Raw genomic sequence first — 17,412 nt, 5'->3', positions numbered from 1 at the left:
CCGGGACCTCTAGCAGGGCCGGCGCCGCTGGGAAACGGGCTTCTCCGCGCAGGGTGAATGCTCCCTGCGCCGCTCACCCCGCGGTCGCGGGCGAGGGCGCCTCGCGGAAGACCGGCTTCACGGCCTCGAGCTCGGGGAGCGGGATGTGGCAGGCGATGCGGTGGCCGTCCGCGCGCACGTGCTCGGGCGGGCGAGCCGCGTCGCAGATCGGGCCGAGCTTGCGTGGGCAGCGCGTGGCGAAGGGGCAGCCGGCGGGCGGGTCGAGCGGGCTCGGCAGCGCGCCTTCGAGCACGATCCTCGTCTTCTCGATCGACGGGTCCGCCACCGGCACGGCCGAGAGCAGCGCCTCGGTGTAGGGGTGATACGGCGGCTCGAACACGTCCGCGGTGCGGCCCTGCTCCATGATTTGCCCGAGATACATCACGACCACCCGGTCGGCGAGGTAGCGCACGAGCGAGAGGTCGTGGCTGATGAAGACGAGCGTCGTGTCGTTGTCGCGCTGGATGTCCATCAGGAGCTGCGTCACGGCGGCCTGGACGGAGACGTCGAGCGCCGAGACGGGCTCGTCCGCCACGACGACGGAGGGGTTCCCGGCGAAGGCGCGGGCGATGCCGATGCGCTGCTTCTGGCCACCCGAGAGCTGGCGCGGCATGCGCCCGGCGAAGTCGCGCGGCAGCTTGACGAGATCGAGCAGCTCGTAGACGCGCGCCCAGATCCGATGATGATCGGTCTCCACGCCGAACTTGCGGATGACGCGCGCGATCTGCCCGCCGACGGTCTGGCTCGGGTTGAGCGTGTCGTTGGGGTTCTGGAAGATCATCTGCAGGTTGGCGACCTGCTCCTTCGGCCGCCCTGTCACCGGCGCCTCGGCGATGTCGTCCCCCTCGAAGCGGATGGCGCCGTCGGTGGCGGTCTCGAGGCCCATCAGCACCTTGGCGAAGGTGGACTTGCCGCAGCCCGATTCGCCGACGATGGCCACGGTCTGGCCGCGCCGCGCGTCGAATGTGAGCGCCTCGTTGGCCTTGACCCAGCGCACCGAGCGTCCCTGGAGCATGGCGAGGATGGAGCGGTCGAAGACCGGGTAGTACTTCTGCATCTCTGCGACCTCGAGCACGACGTCGCCGACCGGCGCACCGGCCTCCGCCCCCCGCACCGCGCGCCGGCGCGCCAGCGGGTCGATCGCGTCGAGCCTGAGGCACCGGGCTCGGTGGGACGTGTCGACGGCTGCGTCGCGATCGCTCGCATCGCGCATCGGCACGGGCCCGGCGTCGCAAAGCCCCTCGCGGAAGAGGTCGCAGCGCGGGCCGAAATTGCACCCGCGCGGGCGCTCGTGCGGCAGCGGCAGCTGTCCGCGGATCGCGGTGAGCGGGCGCGCGTGCTTGTCGGCCGCCGGCACCGGGATGCAGCCGAACAGCCCCCGCGTGTAGGGGTGGCGCATGGCGGTGAAGACGTCCTCCACCGCGCCTTCCTCCACCACCTCGCCGGAATACATCACCGCGACCCGGTCGCAGACCTCGCGCACGAGGCCGAGATTGTGGCTGATGAACAGGATCGCGGTGCCGAACTTGCGCTTGATCTCGCCGATCAGCTCGACGATTCCCGCCTCGACCGTGACGTCGAGCGCGGTCGTCGGCTCGTCGAGCAGCAGGAGCGAGGGGTTGGCGAGGAGCGCCATCGCGATCACGACGCGCTGCTGCTGCCCGCCCGAGAGCTGGTGCGGGTAGGCCGCGAGGATGCGCTCGGGATCGGGCAGGCGCACGTCCGCCAGGATCTCCGCCGCCTTCGCCAGCGCCTCGGCTTCGGAGAGGCCGTGATGCACGGTCGAGACCTCGGAGAGCTGCCGGCCCACGGTGAGCGAGGGATTGAGCGCCGCGAACGGCTCCTGGTAGACCATCGCGATCTCGTTGCCGCGCAGCCGCCGCAGCTCGTCGGGGGACATCGCGAGCATGTCGCGCCCCTTGAAGCGCATCGCGCCCGCCGCGATCCGACCGTTTCGTCCCATGTAGCGCATGATGGCGTTGGCGACGGTGGACTTGCCGCAGCCGCTCTCGCCGACGAGCGCGACCGACTCGCCGGCGCGGATCGTCAGGTCGAAGTCGAGAACCGCAGGAATCTCGCCCGCGCGGGTGACGTAGGAGATCGCGAGCCCCTCGATCTCGAGCACCGGCTCGTGCGTGGCGGTATCCTGCATCGCCTCAATCCTTCAGGGAGATCTCGCGGATGCCGTCGGCGAGAAGGTTGAAGCCGAGCACGAGCGAGGAGATCGCAATCACGGGGAAGATCGTCATGTGCGGCGCGAAGGTCGCCATCGAACGGGTCTGGTTGACCATTCCGCCCCAGTCCGGGTCCGGCGGCGGCAGGCCGAGCCCGAGGAAGCCGAGGACGCCGATGGTGATGATCGTGTAGCCCAGCCGCAGGCAGGCGTCGACGATGAGCGGCCCGCGGGCGTTGGGCAGGATCTCGACGAACATGATCCAGGCCGTGCTCTCGCCCCGCGTCTGCGCGGCGGCGACGTAGTCGCGGTTCCTCAGGTCGAGCACCAGCCCGCGCACGATCCGCATGATGCCGGGCGCGCTCGCGAAGGTGACGGCGAGCACGATGTTGATGCCCGAGGCGCCGAAGGTCGAGATGATGACGACGTACAGAACGAGGATGGGGAAGGAGAGGATGATGTCCGACAGGCGCGAGAGCACGTCGTCCACCCAGCCGCGCTTGTAGCCCGCCAAGAGCCCCATCACGATCCCCACCGCGAAGGCGCAGCCCGTGGCCACGGGGGCGTAGAACAGCACCGTGCGCGAGCCCCAGATCACCCGGCTGAGGATATCGCGCCCGAGATGATCGGCGCCGAGCAGGAAGGTGCCGCCGTCCGGGTGCGGCGCGCCCGGGGGCGCGAAGGGCACGAACTGCGAATTCGGGTCGAAGGGCGCGAGCCAGGGGGCGAGGAGCGCGACGACGACCCAGAAGCCCACGAGGCCCGCGCCGATCATCGCGACCGTGCTCTCGCGCACGAGCGCGAGGCCGCCGAAGAGGGAGCGCAGCGGCCCGACGAGCCGCGCGCGCGGGCCCCGCGGCGCGGCGGCCCCGGGGAGCGGCGGCCGGGGCGCGATGTCGGGGCGCACGGCAGAGGTGTCGCTCATCGTGCGGGCCTCCTCACGCGAAGCGGATGCGCGGGTTGAGATACGTGTAGCCGATGTCCGCTATCGTCTGCGTGGTGACGGCGACGAACACGGCGACCATGGCGCAGGCCTGGATCAGGTAGATGTCCTGGTTCAGTGACGCCTCCAGGAGAAGCGCGCCGAAGCCCTTGTAGGCGAAGAAGAACTCCACCACGATCACGCCCGAGAGCAGCCAGTTGACCTGCAGCATGATCACGGTGAACGGCGCGATCAGCGCGTTGCGCAGCGCATGGCGCAGGATCACCTGGCGGTAGGGCAGGCCTTTCAGGATCGCGGTGCGGATGTAGGGCGTCTGCATCACCTCGGCCATCGAGGCGCGGGTCATCCGCGCGATGTAGCCGAAGCCGTAGAGCACGAGCACGGTGACCGGCAGGACGAGCTCGCGCCAGGCGAAGCCGTCGTTCATGGAGCTCGTGCCCGGCAGCCAGCCGAGCCAGAACACGAAGAGGAAGGTGACGAGCACCGCGCTCGCGAACTCGGGGATCGAGGTCGTGACGATCGAGCCCACCGAGATCGAGCGATCGAGCCGCGAGCCCTCGCGCATTCCGGCGAGCACGCCGAGCACGAGCGCGAGCGGGATCATCACGCCGAAGGTGACGGCGCCCAGGATCGCGGTGTTGGCGAGCCGCGGCCAGAGCACCTCCGAGACGGGCACCCGGAAGCGGATCGACTGGCCGAAATCCCCGCGCAGGATGTCGCCGAGCCATTCGGCGTAGCGCACGTGCAGCGGCCGATCGTAGCCGTTCGCCGTGAGCCACAGCGCGCGCTGCTCGTCGGTCGTATAGGGGCCGAGCACCTTCACGGCGACGGCGTCGCCGTTCACCTCGAGCAGGAGGAAGAGGAGGATCGAGACCGCCAGCATGGTCAGCGCCATGAAGGCCAGCCGCTTGCCGAGGAAGACCAGCATGGCGCGAGAGCCCGCGTCGGCCCCGCCGTGGCGGCGGGGCCGGGGTGCGGATCAGCCCTGCGACAGCCAGACCTGCTCGAAGTGGTGCTCCTCGGCAGGGTGGTGGGCGTAGCCCTGGACGGCCTGGCTCGAGGCCGTGGCGATGGAGCGCCAGTAGGGCTGCACGATCACCGCGTCGGTCTGGAGCATGCGCTGGAGCTCCTCCATGATCGCGCGCCGCTCCTCGACGTCGAGCGTCGCCTCCGCCTCGTCGAGCAGTGCGTCGAAGTCCGGGTTGGAATACGACGACTCGTTCCAGGGCACGCCCGAGCGATAGGCGAGGGAGAGCACCTGGGTGCCCAGCGGTCGGTGCGTCCAGGAGGTGAAGCCGAAGGGCGTCGTCGTCCAGCGGTCCCAGTAGGTGCCGCCGGGCATGATGTTGACGGCGAGGTCGATGCCCGCCGGCCGCAGCATCTCGACGAGCGCCTGCGAGGTGTTGGGCTCCCAGGTCGGCTGGGCGACGCAGTCGATCTGGATCTCGAGTCCGTCCCCGTAGCCGGCCTCCGCCAGCAGCGCGCGGGCGCGGTCGTAATCCTGCGTCGGCTTCGCGATCGCCGCGTACTCGGGATGGACCGGCGAGACGTGGTGGTCCTCGCCGGGCGTGCCGAGGTTCTGGTAGGCCAGCGCGAGCAGCCGCTCGTGGTCGATGCAGGACTGGATGGCCTGGCGCACGCGGATGTCGTCGAACGGCGCCTGGTCCACCTTCATGCGGGCGACGCCGGTCTGCGCGGTGTCGGCCTGGTAGAGGACCAGCGTGGGGATCGCCCGCGCGGCGGGCACCTGCTCGACGTTGAGCCGATAGAGCATGTCCACCTGGCCCGACGCCAGCGCCGCGAGCGGGGCGGCCGGATCGTCGCCGTGGTCGACGTAGTCGATCCCGTCGAGGAAGACCTCGCCGCCCCACCAGCCGCTCTCCTTGCGGCGATAGCGCGCCCGCGAGCCGACGGTGAGCTCCACGAGCTCGAAGGGGCCGGTTCCGATCGGGTTCTCGACCCAGTTGCCGCCCTGGAAGGAGCGGTGCGCGATCATGCAGGGATAGTCGCCCATCGACTCCGGCAGGGCGAGGAAGGGCACGCGCAGGTTGAACTCGACGGTGTGGTCGTCGATCTTGACGACGCCGTTCTCCAGCATCGGCGAGCCGTCGTCGTTGGAGGTGCGCAGCGCCGAGAAGCGGCCGTAGTTCGAGGAGCCGACGGCGGGGTCCATCCAGCGCACGAAGTTCGCGACGACGTCGTCGGCCCCGAAATCGTCCCCGTTCGACCACTTGACGCCCTGGCGCAGCCTGAACGTCCAGGTCCGCAGGTCCTCGGACGCGCTCCAGCTCTCGGCGAGATGCGGCACGGCGACGTTGTCCGAGGAGATGCGTACGAGCGGCTCGATGACGTGGCGCAGCTCGTTGCCCTTCTCGGACCAGTCGACGGTCGCGGGATCGGAGATCTCCTTGATGTTCATCGACACGCGCAGCGTCCCGCCCTTCACGGGGCTGCCGGACTGCGCCCGCGCCGCCGGCACGAAGGGCTCGCCCGTCAGGCGCCCGGCCATCGCGTAGGCCGCGCCGGCGGAGAGGCCGAGCAGGGTCGCCGTGCGCAGGAACTCGCGGCGCGAGACCGTCCCCTCCTCGACGCCCGCCGCCACCCGCGGCAGCTTCGGATGGACCCGCTCCAGGGCCTCGACCGCCTCGGCGTCGAGGCGCGTGCCGTCGTTCTTCTCGGTCATCGTCTCCGGTCCTCTCGCCCGTTGCCGCGGGCTTCTCGATTCTCGCTGCGGAAGCCGCGCGAGGCGGCCACGGAACGGCTCGCGACCGGGTTGCCCCCACGGCCGAGCTCGATCGCGAAGTTATCGCGTGCGGCATGGGGGGTGTCAAACGTATATCCGCACTCGCCGCGCGACGACGTCGTGCCGCGCCGCACAAGATCCACGGGGCGCCGATCGTCGATCGTATGCGCATCCGTGTCTCGTACGGTGCGAGATCCGGCGTGCGTGCGGCTGCGCCCCCGATGGCCGGGCACGGAATTCCGAGGTGTAGCCGCTAGTCTTCACGCCATGCGGGCTGGTCTGCCGGGCGAGCGCGGCTCGACTGCACGCGGCGTGCGCGGCCGCATCCGCGCCCCGCGGCGTTGCGCGCCGCGGCGTGGCGTGGGACAAGCTCTGCGCGCGCCGCGGCGCGCGAGACGAGGACGAACGCCCCATGCGCTTTGCCGGAACCCCCGACTACGTCGCCACCGAGGACCTCTCGGTCGCCGTGAACGCGGCGATCGCGCTCGAGCGCCCGCTTCTGGTGAAGGGCGAGCCCGGCACCGGCAAGACCGTGCTCGCCGAGGAGATCGCCAAGGCGGTCGGCGCGCCGCTGCTGACGTGGTCGATCAAGTCCACCACGAAGGCGCAGCAGGGCCTCTACGAGTACGACGCGGTCTCGCGCCTGCGCGACTCGCAGCTCGGCGACCCGCGGGTCTCCGACATCGCGAACTACATCCGCCGCGGCAAGCTCTGGGACGCCTTCACCGCGCCCGAGCGCCCGGTGCTGCTCATCGACGAGATCGACAAGGCGGACATCGAGTTCCCCAACGACCTCCTCCAGGAGCTCGACCGTATGGAGTTCCACGTCTACGAGACCGGCGAGATGGTGCGCGCCGCGCGCCGGCCGATCGTGGTGATCACCTCCAACAACGAGAAGGAGCTCCCCGACGCCTTCCTGCGCCGCTGCTTCTTCCACTACATCAAGTTCCCCGACCCCGACACGATGGCGGCCATCGTCGAGGTGCACTACCCGGGCATCAAGCAGAGGCTCGTCAAGGAGGCGCTGGACGTCTTCTTCGCCGTGCGCGAGGCCCCGGGCCTGAAGAAGAAGCCCTCGACGAGCGAGCTGCTCGACTGGCTGAAGCTTCTGCTCAACGAGGACGTCGCGCCGGAGGTGCTGCGCGAGACGAGCGCGAGGAAGCTGATCCCGCCGCTGCACGGGGCCTTGCTGAAGAACGAGCAGGACGTGGCGCTGTTCGAGAAGATCGCGTTCATGACGCGGCGGGGTGGGTGAGGGGGGAATTGCCTCGCCTGGCACCCCGCGAAATCAGGGGGCATCGGCTCTTGAGGCTCGCATAAACGGAGGCAGACCGTCTTCGTTGTAGCGCTGAATTGAGAGCTGGCGATGCTCTTCCATTCGCCGCAGAAGCTCCATCGCTTCTCGTGCCTTTTCTGGAGGGAACGGTGCCTCAAACACCTCTTTTATCGTCGGTTCGATCTGCCTTGAAATACCGTCAAAGGAAAAATCTGTTTCCCATCCGTGCTCTAGCACATACATGACAAGCATGAGGCACCCGCTAGGGAGCTCTTTGCCTTTCCTGAACTGGTGATAAAGCCAGAGTACGACGTCGGCAATTTGTACACCGGGCGATAAAGAGTCTTTGGAGATAATCAATTGGCTAGATGGTACCAGCTGAAACTTGTGTTCCTCGCCTGCCCATCTGAATGTTTCCTCTGACGCATTGCTGAACATAGTGTGGTAGGCGGTAAGTGTCTTCGAAAATTCAGACTGTTCATCGTGCGTGATCTTATGGACAGGACGTCTCCAGAGACTCGAAAGATTATCAAGGCCCTTAAGAAGATTTGTAAATGCAACTAGATTTGGGAAGTGGCCCTGCCGCGACTGCTTTCTTTCAACGTAGATCTGTATCGATTCCGGATGATCTCTGGCCCAGATAAGGCCAGCTTGGAGGACCTCCTTGGCTCGTGGGTCCTTGAGTGATTCTACATCGCCAAGTATTGCCTTACATGCTACTGGGAGACCAGCGTAGGCACGTTTCTCATTCGGTTCCAGAATGCAATTCCAGAGGAGGCGTGCAGAATTTTCTTGCATCACGCTCGCTAGTTTGAACGTGAGCATGAGTCTTTGGAGTCTCAAATTATAGTGATGCCATGCGACCGCTGCATTTTCACCTGAGTCAAAGAGGACATCGAATACTTTTGTTGCTAAGAGATAGCGCTTCTCAACGCGGGACACGAAAAAGTGCGCGCGTGAAGACTGGAAAATCTGATATAAATCTTTCGAGACGTCCTCTATCCGCCAAAATCCAAGCTCTTTACCATGAAGAGATTCATGCCCAAGATGGCGTGCAATCTCGCGCGTACGCATCCCATGGGACGCATCGAAGTCGCCTCTCGTTATGAGTGCGCCTGTGAAGAAATCGGGTTGCGTTTTGTCAAAAAGATTGTGCCCAGTATTTCCTGTTTCGTCTACATAAGCATAAATGGGTATCTTTGATTCAGCCACGGATCTTTTCTCCCGTCACCGAAGAAGCTTTAGAACGCCCGAGTCGCTGGTGCGCTTAAACGAGCTTAATATGTGTAGCCTCCACCATCAATCCCGCCACCAACCGCTCCTCCTCCTCCGCATCCTCCGCGAACAGCTCCGGGTCCAGCTGCTCCCTCAGCGCCGCCACCTTCAGCGGGAAGTCCTCCGGCAGCTCCCGCGGCAGGCGGATGATCGTGCGGGCCAGCGCGTCGCAGGCGTGGAGCAGGGCGACCTGGGCTTCGTCCAGCGTGGCGTACTTGGCTTGCAGACGAGCGTCGTCCGCGGCCGCCAGCGCGGCCGTCTCGGCCGGGGTGACGATCGCCCAGAGCGCCCGGTGGCAGGCGCGCGCGTCGGCGAGGATGGCCGAGAGCCGCGCGATGCGCGTATTCGTGCTATGAACCGCCTGCGGCATGCCGATGGCTCCGTCCCGGTGATTGCGTTGAATATGGGTACACCTGAATTATGTCCGATGCAAGTGAGGTGCACCAAAAAAGAAGACGCGGGCGTCCCGCGACCGGCCGCGATCCGCTCGTGAGCCTGAGGCTGCCGAAGGACGCGCTCGCGCGGGTCGAGGCGATCGCGGCCGGGGAGGGGGTGTCGCGGTCGGAGGTGTTGCGGCGGGCCGTTGTGGAGTGGCTCGCCGGGAGAGACGACGGCGACAGTCTCGACTCCTGACGGCGCAGCCAGCGAGGTCCACCATGCTCACCGCCATCGCCGTCTCCGGCTACCGCTCGCTGCGTGAGATCGTCGTGCCGCTCGGGCGCGTCACGGTGGTCACCGGGCCCAACGGCGCGGGGAAGTCGAGCCTGTATCGGGCGCTGAGGCTCATCGCGGATGCGGCGCAGGGGCGGCTCGTGGGGTCGCTCGCCGCCGAGGGCGGGCTCGCCTCGACCTTGTGGGCGGGGCCGGAGCGGATCTCGCGGGAGATGCGCGCGGGCACCGTGCCCGTCGAGGGCACCGTGCGGCGCGAGCGCGTGGCGCTCAAGCTCGGGTTCTGCAGCGCGGGCGAGGACGATGCGCTGGGCTACGCGGTCGACCTCGGCCTGCCGGTGACGACCACGTCCGCCTTCGGGCTCGACCCGGAATACAAGGTCGAGACCGTCTTCTCGGGGCCGATGCGGGCGCGGCCCGTCGTGCTCGCCGAGCGGCGCGGGCCGATGGTGCGGGTCGCGGACGACGAGGGCCGGCTGCGGATCGTCGCGCAGCACCTCGCGCCCTTCGACGGCATGCTCACCCACGCCGCCGACCCGCGCGGCGCGCCCGAGCTCCTGGCGCTGCGCGAGCGGCTGAGGGCGTTCCGCTTCTACGACCACCTGCGCACCGATCCGGATGCACCGATGCGCCAGCGACGCGTGGGCACCCGCACGCCGGTGCTCTCCGGCGACGGCGGCGACCTCGCCGCGGCGCTCCAGACCATCCGCGAGATCGGCGACCCGCGAGCGCTCGACGCGGCCATCGCCGACGCCTTCGACGGCGCGCGCGTCGCCATCGACATCGAGGCGGGCCTGTTCGAGACCGTGATGCACCAGCCGGGCCTGCTGCGCCCGCTCGGGGCGCGGGAGCTCTCCGACGGCACGATGCGCTATCTGGCGCTCGTCGCGGCGCTGCTCTCGCCCCGCCCGCCGGCGCTCCTCGTCCTCAACGAGCCGGAGACGAGCCTGCATCCCGACCTGATCGCGCCCCTCGCCCGGCTCGTCCTCGCCGCGGGCGAACGCGCGCAGATCGTCGTCGTCACCCACAGCGCGGCGCTGGCGGGTGCGCTCGCCGGCGCGCCGGGTGCCGTGGTGCATCGCCTGGAGAAGTCGCTGGGCGAGACCCGCCTCGCCGAGGACGTGGACGCGCCGGGGTGGGTATGGCCCAAGCGGTGAGGCGTCGCGCATCCGTCTCGCGGCGATCGGCCCCGGCGTCCTCTCGACGGCCCGCGCGTTCGTCCGCATGATCGGAGCCGAACGAGGGAGACCGGAGATGGCCGAGAGCGCCGTTCGTATCGTCGTGACCGGACGCGTCCAGGGCGTGGGCTACCGCGCCTTCGCCGCCTCGCGCGCGACGGAGATCGCCTTGCGGGGCTTCGTGCGCAACCGGGAGGACGGTTCCGTGGAGAGCGTCGTGGCGGGGAACCCCGCGGCGATCGAGGCCTACCTCGCGGCCCTCCGCGGTGGCCCGCCGGGTGCCTCGGTCGCCGGTCTGGCGGTCGACCACCTCGAGGTGCGCAACGTCGTCGAGAGCACGTTTGTCGTGCGTTGAGGCACGTCCGGCGTCGCTCCGTCGCCGCCTGTTGCCGGCAAGCAACAACATCGATGGTGTCGTCGTGTTAACCGGTCCGCCTCGTGTACGGAGACGATTCCATGAACGACGACGATCTCGACCGCCGAGACGATGTCCGCGCCGACGCGGACGGGGAGCGCCCCGCCGTCGTCGCCTACGACCCCTACTTCCCCGCGTCGCGGACCGCGTCCGACGACGCGCGGATCGCGCCCTACGATCCGCACTTCCCCCAAGACGGCGCCAGCGACTTCGAGTGAGCGCGCTCGGCTGATCCTTCGAGGGCGGGCATGACCGCCCTCGCGCCGGCGTGATCCGCGCTCGCGGGACCGCTCACGCCGATGTGCGCGTGCCGCACGCGCCCGTGACGACCGTGCGCGCGCCATTCGATGTAACAGGGAGACCTCTCGTCACGAAGAGGGGTCTGCCATGTCGAACCCGATCGAGACACATTGGTCGAGCCTGATGCGCGCCGCCAACCGCGGCGACGAGGGCGCCTATCGCCGGCTCCTGTCCGAGCTCGCCCCCGCCATCCGTTCCAAGGTCCGCGGCAAGGCCGCGCAATGGGGGCTCTCCGGGGCGGACGTCGAGGACGCCGTCCAGGAGACCCTGCTCGCCATCCACGTCAAGCGCGCCACCTGGCGCGAGGACGAGGCGATCCGCCCGTGGGTGTTCGCGATCGCCGGCTACAAGATCGTCGATCAGATGCGGCGACGCTACCGGCACGCCGAGGTCGACATCGCCGATTTCACGGAGATCCTGCCGGCGCAGGCCGAGCCGGATCCCACCACCTCCACCGACATGGACCGCGTCGTCGCGCGCCTGACGGGCCGTGCCGGCGAGATCGTGCGCGCGATCGGCATCGAGGGGGCGAGCGTCGGGGAAGCCTCTCGGCGCTTCGGAATGTCGGAGGGCGCGGTGCGGGTCGCGCTCCACAGGGGCCTGCGCAAGCTGGCCGACCTACGCGCGAGCATGGTGGCATGAGGACGATCGCGATGAGAACGGACGACCTGATCGACACGCTCGCGGCCGACCTCGCGCCGCGCCGCCCGCTCGCGGCCGGCCTCGCCACCGCCTGCGCCGTGGGGCTCGGCGTCACGCTGACGCTCTTCCTCACCGGCTGGGGGCCGCGTGCGGACCTCGCGTCGGCGGTGGAGAGCCTGCGCTTCCTCGCCAAGCCCCTCGTCGGGGCCCTCCTGGCGATCGGCGCGCTCGGGCTCGCGGTGCGCCTCGTCTACCCCGGCGCCTCGGCCCGGGGCTGGGCGATGGCGCTCGCCGCCGCGCCGGCGGCCGTGGGCGGCTTCGTCGCGCTCGAGCTCGTCGCCTTGCCGGCGCAGGCGTGGGCACCCGCGCTCGTGGGCGACAACGCCCTCGTCTGCCTCGTCTCGATCCCGGTGCTGGCGCTCCCCGTGCTGGTCTCGCTGATCTTCGGCCTGCGGCGCGGAGCGCCCGTGCGGCCCGGCCTCGCCGGCGCGGTCGCCGGGCTCGCGGCCGCGGGCGTCGCCGCAGCGCTCTACGCGATCTTCTGCACGGACGACAGCCCCCTCTTCGTAGCGACATGGTACACGCTCGCCGCCGGGATCGTCGCGGCGGCGGGGGCAATCGCAGGGCGGCGCTGGCTGCGCTGGTGAGCGGGTCCCGCGCTCAGGCGAGAACCCGCGCCGCGAGCGGCAGCGACATCACGCACAGGACGGCGCCGTCGCCGATCTCGTAGCGCACGATCGCATCGAGCTCGTAGGGGAGGGTCCGCCGCAGGAGCTCGGTGCCGAAGCCCTGACGCTCGGGCCGCTCGGTATCCGGCACGACCCCGTCCTCCCGCCAGGCGAGCCGCAGGAGCGGCGGCTCGGCGCTCCCGTCGATCTCCCAGGTCACGGAGACGGTCCCCGTCTCGCCCGCGAGCGCGCCGAACTTCACGGCGTTCGTCGCCAGCTCGTGGATCGCGAGGGTGAGCGTCTGCGCCGCCTGGCTCTTGAGCAGGATCTTCGGCCCGCCGATCGTCACGCGCTCGCCCTCGCGCGCCGCGCAGGCGGTCAGCTCCTCGGCGACGAGATACTCGAGGTCGATGCCCGCGCGCGGGTCGCGGGTGACGTGGGCCTGGGTGCGGGCGATCGCGTTGAGGCGCCCCTCGAAATGCGAGGCGAAGTCGCCAACGCTCTGGGCCGTGTCGCCGGTCCGCCGGGCGATGGAGCGTACGACGGCGAGCGTGTTGCGCACGCGATGCTGCAGCTCGCCGAGAAGCAGTTTCTGCTGGTCCTGCAGGCGGCGCTGGTCGTCGATGTCGCTCGACGAGCCGAACCACTCGCGCGGCGCACCCTCGACCTGCGGCGCCGCCTGCGCGCGCGTCTGGAACCAGCGCGATCCGCCGCCGGCGAGCAGCAGCCTGTGGACGACCTCGAGCTTCCCGCTCTGCGCCGCCGCCGCCCAGGCCGCGCGCACGCGCTCGCGATCGTCCGGGTGAACGGCGTCGAGCCAGCCGAGCCCGAGGCTCGCCTCGGCCGAGAGCCCGGTCGTCTCGATCCATTGGGGGCTCGCCCAGGTCCAGTCGCCGCCGTCGTGGGACCGCCAGACGAGCTGTGGCAGGTTCTCGACGAGCGCTCGCAGCCGCGCCGCGCTGGTGCGCGCCTCCTCGCGGGCGAGAACCCGCTGCGTCACGTCGGTCGCGACGACGAGCACGCCGCCCACCCCGTTCGGCGCATCCGGATCCGGGAGCGGGGAGTAGACGTAGCTCCACCAGAGGGTTCGCGTCGCGCCGTCGCGGGTGATCGGCAGCGCCACCTCGTCGCGCCGCACGGCGCCGCCGCCGGCGCGGACGGTGGCGAGATCCTCCGCGACCCGCGGCCAGATCTCGGACCAGACCGCTGCTGCGGGACGGCCGATCGACGGGTGCCGCTCGGAGCCCATCAGCGCCCCCTGGGCATCGTTGTAGAGCTGGATCAGCTCCGGCCCCCACAGGATCGCCATGGCCACCGGCACCGGCAGGATCGCCTCGAGCGCGCCGCGAAGCGTCCGCGGCCAGGTCTCCACCGGGCCCAGCGGAGAGGCCGCCCAGTCGTGTGCGCGCACGAGCCGCGCGGCCTCGCTCTCGCCCGCGGGCCAGGCGGAGCCGGCCGCGTCCGGGCTCGGGGAGTCTTTCGGCGTCGATCGCTCTTCCATGCGTCGGCTCCGGTCACGTTTCTGTCGCGATGCTGCGCAGGACGAGCACCGGCGCGCGGCCGTCCGCGTGCGTCGGCGCGGCATGCGCCGCCTGGTCGAGGTGCAGATAGGCGGCGCTGAAGAGGCCGGCGGTCTCCAGCGCCTCGAGGTCGTGAATCGTCATGTGGCGACCGCGCAGGGTGATGAGCTCGGCGGCGCGCAGCTCCTGGAGCGTGCGGTTGACGTGGACGGCGGAGATGCCCGTCGCGTCCGCCAGCATCGCCTGCGTCACCGGCAGCTCGTAGGAGAGGCCGTGGGTGAGGCCGACCGCCCGCAGGCGGTGGAACAGCTCGCAGATGAGGTGCGCCATGCGCTCGAGCGCCGAGCGCTGGCCGAGATTGACGGTCCACTCGCGCTGGAGCGTCTGGGCGCACAGGTCCGACCAGGCGAGCGCCGCCGACAGCCGCGGGCTCGCGGCGGAGATCTCGGCGACGCGGGCGGCCGCGATCTCCGCGACCGCCACCGGGGTGATCGCGCCCAGGCTGTGGTCCGCCCGCGGCAGCATCAGGACGTGCTGCTCGCACAGGTCTCCCGGCAGGACGAACGAGAGGACCTGCCGGCGCCCGTCCTCCAACGACTTGTAGCGCACCGCCCACCCGTCGAGCAGGACGTAGAGGGCGTGCGGGCGCTCGCCCTCGCGGACGATGTCCTCGCGCGGGCCGATGCGGCGGACGCGCTCGCGGCAGGCGTCCTCGAGGAGGCGCGCGTCGTCGTTCGTCAGCGCGACGTAGGAGGACAGGCGCCGGACGGTGGGCTCGGCGTTCATCGGCACGCGCACCGCCGCGGGCATGGCTGCATCATCGACCTCGTCCTCGCGACCGCCCGTCCGGCGGGCGCGCGTCGCTCGGGCATGCTCGCGGGAATTCGTGTCGACGGCAAGGCCCGTTCCTCTCCCGTCACGCGCGCCCGGTCTCCAGCCGGTCGTGCGCCGCGTGGGCATGGCCCCGACGGTCCGCGAGGAAGAGATAATACCCGGTGAGCGCGACTCCATGGCGCGCCGCGCCCGCGTCGAAGCCCAGCGGGGCCGCCATCGCGTTGTCGAGGCGCCCGCCGAAGTCCCAGGCCTCCCCGATGATGAAGGAGGGGACCGGGTAATGCTCCGGCACCGCGCAATAGAGCTGTGGCTCCTCGTGTCGCCTGAAGAGATTATAGGCCGGATCTCCCTCGGCGCTCGAGCTGCTTCGTTTCGTTAATGCCAGCGAAATGATGTTCATGACCGTCACCGACATCGGCCTGCGAGCCAACCGGCCCGAGTCTTAGGGACCGCCACGGCCGCGTCTACAACATTGGTTAGCTCGGGCGGACCTCGAGTACATCCACGGGTGGGCTCGTCGCCTGCCGACCGGTCGCGAGCGCCGCCGCCGCCGCGCCGCGGCCGGACGGCGCGGCATTTCGGCTTCACCTCGGGCGCGACCGTTGCTAAGCAGCGGACGATCCATCCGCCGGAGCCCGCCCGCCATGACCACGACTGCGATGACCACCCTCGCCGCGACCATAGACGCCGCCTTCGAGGACCGCGCGAGCGTGAGCCCCGCGACCGTCGGCCCCGTGCGGGACGCCGTGGAGGAGGCGCTCGACGCGCTCGATTCCGGCCGCGCCCGCGTCGCCGAGAAGGTCGGCGAGGAGTGGGTCGTGCACCAGTGGCTGAAGAAGGCGGTGCTGCTCTCCTTCCGCCTCAACGACATGAGCGTGATCGCGGGCGGTCCCGGCGGCGCCGTGTGGTGGGACAAGGTCGCCTCCAAGTTCGAGGGCTGGGACGCGGACCGGTTCAAGCAGGCGGGCTTCCGCGCCGTGCCGAGCTGCGTCGTGCGCCGCGGAGCGTTCGTCGCCCGCAACGTCGTGCTGATGCCCTCCTTCGTGAACCTCGGCGCCTACGTCGACGAGGGCACGATGGTCGACACCTGGGCGACGGTCGGCTCCTGCGCGCAGATCGGCAAGAACGTGCATCTCTCCGGCGGCGTCGGGATCGGCGGGGTGCTCGAGCCGCTCCAGGCCGGCCCGACGATCATCGAGGACGATTGCTTCATCGGCGCGCGCTCGGAGGTCGTCGAGGGCGTCGTGGTCGGGCAGGGGTCCGTGCTGTCGATGGGCGTCTTCATCTCGGCCTCGACCAAGATCGTCGACCGCGAGACCGGCGAGGTCTTCCGCGGCAAGGTCCCGCCATATTCCGTCGTGGTGCCCGGCGCGCTCCCCGGCAAGCCGCTGCCGGACGGCTCGCCCGGCCCGTCGCTCTCCTGCGCGGTCATCGTCAAGCGCGTCGATGCGCAGACCCGCGCCAAGACCGGGATCAACGAGCTCCTGCGCGATTGATCCGGCGATGAACCCCCGCTCCGCCGTCGACCTCGCCCAGGCGCTGATCCGCTGCCCCTCCGTCACGCCGACGGAGGGGGGCGCGCTCGCGCTCCTCGCGCATGTCCTGGAGACCGCGGGCTTCGCGGTGGAGCGCCCCGTCTTCTCGGCCCCCGGCACGCCCGACGTCGAGAACCTCTACGCCCGCATCGGCACGGGCGCGCCGGTCCTGATGCTCGCCGGCCACACCGACGTCGTGCCGCCGGGCGACGCGGGCCGCTGGACGCACCCGCCCTTCTCCGGCGAGATCGTCGACGGCGTGCTCTACGGCCGCGGGGCGGTCGACATGAAGGGCGGCATCGCCGCCATGCTCGCCGCCGCCCTCGACTTCGTGGCCACGCGCCCGGGCTTCCCCGGCTCGATCGCCGTGCTGATCACGGGAGACGAAGAGGGGCCGGCGATCAACGGCACGGTGAAGCTCCTCGACTGGGCGACGGCCAGGGGCGAGCGCTTCGACGCCTGCATCCTCGGCGAGCCGACGAACCCCGAGCGGCTCGGCGACATGATCAAGATCGGCCGGCGCGGCTCGCTCTCGGGCACGCTCGTCGTCCACGGCAGGCAGGGCCACGTCGCCTATCCGCACCTCGCCGACAACCCGATCGAGGGCATGGTCCGCCTGCTGGCCGGCCTGAAGGCGACGCCGCTCGACGGGGGCACGGACCATTTCGCGGCCTCGAACCTCGAGGTGACGACGGTGGACGTCGGCAACCCCGCCACGAACGTCATCCCGGGCGAGGCGCGCGCGGCCTTCAACATCCGCTTCAACGACCTCTGGACGCCCGCGACCCTCCAGGCGGAGATCCGCCGCCGGCTCGAGGACGCCGCCGGCAACGCCGTGCGCTGGGAGGCCTCCTTCGAGGACACCAACGCGGTCGCCTTCCTCACCGAGCCGAACGCCTTCGTCCGCCAGATCCAGGACGCCATCGAGGCCGAAACGGGCATCCGCCCGGCGCTCTCGACGACCGGCGGGACGTCCGACGCGCGCTTCATCAAGGACTATTGCCCTGTGCTCGAGTTCGGCCTCGTCGGACAGACGATGCATCAGGTGGACGAGCGCGTGCCCGTCGCCGAGCTGGAGCGGCTGCAGGCGATCTACGTGCGGGTGCTGGAGGCGTACTTCGCCGGCTGAGAAAGCGGCTGAGCGACGCGGCTTCCTTGCGTTTTCGCAATCCCGACCTTTCCAGCCTCGCATTCCGCTTTCC

18 protein-coding genes are annotated in these 17,412 nt (G+C 70.0%); 9 read left to right on the top strand and 9 right to left on the bottom strand.

The window, feature by feature from the left end:
* Nucleotides 1–73 precede the first annotated feature (73 nt).
* Genes ACTZWW_RS07815 through ACTZWW_RS07800 form a run of 4 tightly spaced genes read right to left on the bottom strand, consistent with a single transcriptional unit; the run spans nt 74 to nt 5,838 of the window.
* Complete coding sequence (locus ACTZWW_RS07815; protein WP_444780383.1) at nt 74–2,191, bottom strand: dipeptide ABC transporter ATP-binding protein; 2,118 nt, start codon at nt 2,189–2,191, stop codon at nt 74–76.
* Nucleotides 2,192–2,195: 4 nt separating this feature from the next.
* Nucleotides 2,196–3,137 (bottom strand): ABC transporter permease, encoded by a 942-nt coding sequence (locus ACTZWW_RS07810; RefSeq protein ID WP_444780382.1) that lies wholly within the window; start codon nt 3,135–3,137, stop codon nt 2,196–2,198.
* A gap of 13 nt (nt 3,138–3,150) precedes the next feature.
* Nucleotides 3,151–4,083 carry an ABC transporter permease gene (locus ACTZWW_RS07805; RefSeq protein ID WP_444780381.1) on the bottom strand — a complete coding sequence of 311 codons (933 nt, stop codon included), beginning with the start codon at nt 4,081–4,083 and terminating at the stop codon, nt 3,151–3,153.
* A gap of 51 nt (nt 4,084–4,134) precedes the next feature.
* The gene (locus ACTZWW_RS07800; protein WP_444780380.1) at nt 4,135–5,838 is read right to left on the bottom strand and encodes an ABC transporter substrate-binding protein; all 1,704 of its coding nucleotides are present in this window, start codon (nt 5,836–5,838) and stop codon (nt 4,135–4,137) included.
* Between the two features lie 472 nt (nt 5,839–6,310).
* Between ACTZWW_RS07800 and ACTZWW_RS07795 the strand changes: the two genes are divergently transcribed.
* Nucleotides 6,311–7,153 carry an AAA family ATPase gene (locus ACTZWW_RS07795; RefSeq protein ID WP_444780379.1) on the top strand — a complete coding sequence of 281 codons (843 nt, stop codon included), beginning with the start codon at nt 6,311–6,313 and terminating at the stop codon, nt 7,151–7,153.
* A gap of 33 nt (nt 7,154–7,186) precedes the next feature.
* Here the strand turns inward: ACTZWW_RS07795 and ACTZWW_RS07790 are convergent, their stop codons facing one another.
* Together ACTZWW_RS07790 and ACTZWW_RS07785 are read right to left on the bottom strand one after the other, a co-directional pair.
* On the bottom strand, nt 7,187–8,386 hold the full coding sequence (locus tag ACTZWW_RS07790) for a DUF3800 domain-containing protein (RefSeq protein ID WP_444780378.1): 1,200 nt from the start codon (nt 8,384–8,386) through the stop codon (nt 7,187–7,189).
* Nucleotides 8,387–8,441: 55 nt separating this feature from the next.
* Nucleotides 8,442–8,819 carry a hypothetical protein gene (locus ACTZWW_RS07785; protein ID WP_444780377.1) on the bottom strand — a complete coding sequence of 126 codons (378 nt, stop codon included), beginning with the start codon at nt 8,817–8,819 and terminating at the stop codon, nt 8,442–8,444.
* A 50-nt stretch (nt 8,820–8,869) separates the two neighbouring features.
* Between ACTZWW_RS07785 and ACTZWW_RS07780 the strand changes: the two genes are divergently transcribed.
* The 6 genes from ACTZWW_RS07780 to ACTZWW_RS07755 all read left to right on the top strand — a co-directional run bounded on the left by ACTZWW_RS07780 (nt 8,870) and on the right by ACTZWW_RS07755 (nt 12,300).
* Nucleotides 8,870–9,082, top strand: a complete 213-nt coding sequence (locus ACTZWW_RS07780) for a ribbon-helix-helix domain-containing protein (protein ID WP_444780376.1) — start codon at nt 8,870–8,872, stop codon at nt 9,080–9,082.
* A 23-nt stretch (nt 9,083–9,105) separates the two neighbouring features.
* Nucleotides 9,106–10,275, top strand: coding sequence for an AAA family ATPase (locus ACTZWW_RS07775; protein WP_444780375.1), 1,170 nt, complete (start codon nt 9,106–9,108; stop codon nt 10,273–10,275).
* 97 nt (nt 10,276–10,372) lie between these two features.
* Entirely contained in the window at nt 10,373–10,651 is a 279-nt protein-coding gene (locus ACTZWW_RS07770) for an acylphosphatase (protein ID WP_444780374.1), read from the top strand.
* A gap of 101 nt (nt 10,652–10,752) precedes the next feature.
* Nucleotides 10,753–10,929 carry a hypothetical protein gene (locus ACTZWW_RS07765; protein WP_444780373.1) on the top strand — a complete coding sequence of 59 codons (177 nt, stop codon included), beginning with the start codon at nt 10,753–10,755 and terminating at the stop codon, nt 10,927–10,929.
* Nucleotides 10,930–11,098: 169 nt separating this feature from the next.
* Complete coding sequence (locus ACTZWW_RS07760; RefSeq protein ID WP_444780372.1) at nt 11,099–11,653, top strand: sigma-70 family RNA polymerase sigma factor; 555 nt, start codon at nt 11,099–11,101, stop codon at nt 11,651–11,653.
* 11 nt (nt 11,654–11,664) lie between these two features.
* The gene (locus ACTZWW_RS07755; protein WP_444780371.1) at nt 11,665–12,300 is read left to right on the top strand and encodes an NrsF family protein; all 636 of its coding nucleotides are present in this window, start codon (nt 11,665–11,667) and stop codon (nt 12,298–12,300) included.
* A 13-nt stretch (nt 12,301–12,313) separates the two neighbouring features.
* Here ACTZWW_RS07755 and ACTZWW_RS07750 read toward each other — a convergent pair whose 3' ends face one another.
* From ACTZWW_RS07750 to ACTZWW_RS07740, 3 genes are all read right to left on the bottom strand, one after another.
* Nucleotides 12,314–13,822 (bottom strand): sensor histidine kinase, encoded by a 1,509-nt coding sequence (locus ACTZWW_RS07750; RefSeq protein ID WP_444780370.1) that lies wholly within the window; start codon nt 13,820–13,822, stop codon nt 12,314–12,316.
* Nucleotides 13,823–13,835: 13 nt separating this feature from the next.
* A complete protein-coding gene (locus ACTZWW_RS07745; RefSeq protein WP_444780369.1) occupies nt 13,836–14,651 on the bottom strand; it encodes a Crp/Fnr family transcriptional regulator in 816 nt (271 codons plus the stop codon).
* 106 nt (nt 14,652–14,757) lie between these two features.
* Entirely contained in the window at nt 14,758–15,075 is a 318-nt protein-coding gene (locus ACTZWW_RS07740) for a hypothetical protein (protein WP_444780368.1), read from the bottom strand.
* A gap of 259 nt (nt 15,076–15,334) precedes the next feature.
* Here ACTZWW_RS07740 and dapD point away from each other — a divergent pair, with 259 nt between their 5' ends.
* Both dapD and dapE read left to right on the top strand, forming a co-directional pair.
* A complete protein-coding gene (gene dapD / locus ACTZWW_RS07735) occupies nt 15,335–16,171 on the top strand; it encodes a 2,3,4,5-tetrahydropyridine-2,6-dicarboxylate N-succinyltransferase (protein ID WP_444780420.1) in 837 nt (278 codons plus the stop codon).
* A gap of 7 nt (nt 16,172–16,178) precedes the next feature.
* A complete protein-coding gene (gene dapE / locus ACTZWW_RS07730; protein WP_444780367.1) occupies nt 16,179–17,339 on the top strand; it encodes a succinyl-diaminopimelate desuccinylase in 1,161 nt (386 codons plus the stop codon).
* Nucleotides 17,340–17,412: the final 73 nt, after the last annotated feature.

Source organism: Salinarimonas sp. NSM (genome assembly GCF_052380005.1).
Classification (GTDB): Bacteria; Pseudomonadota; Alphaproteobacteria; order Rhizobiales; family Beijerinckiaceae; genus Salinarimonas.
This window is presented reverse-complemented; position numbering and strand designations above follow the sequence as displayed.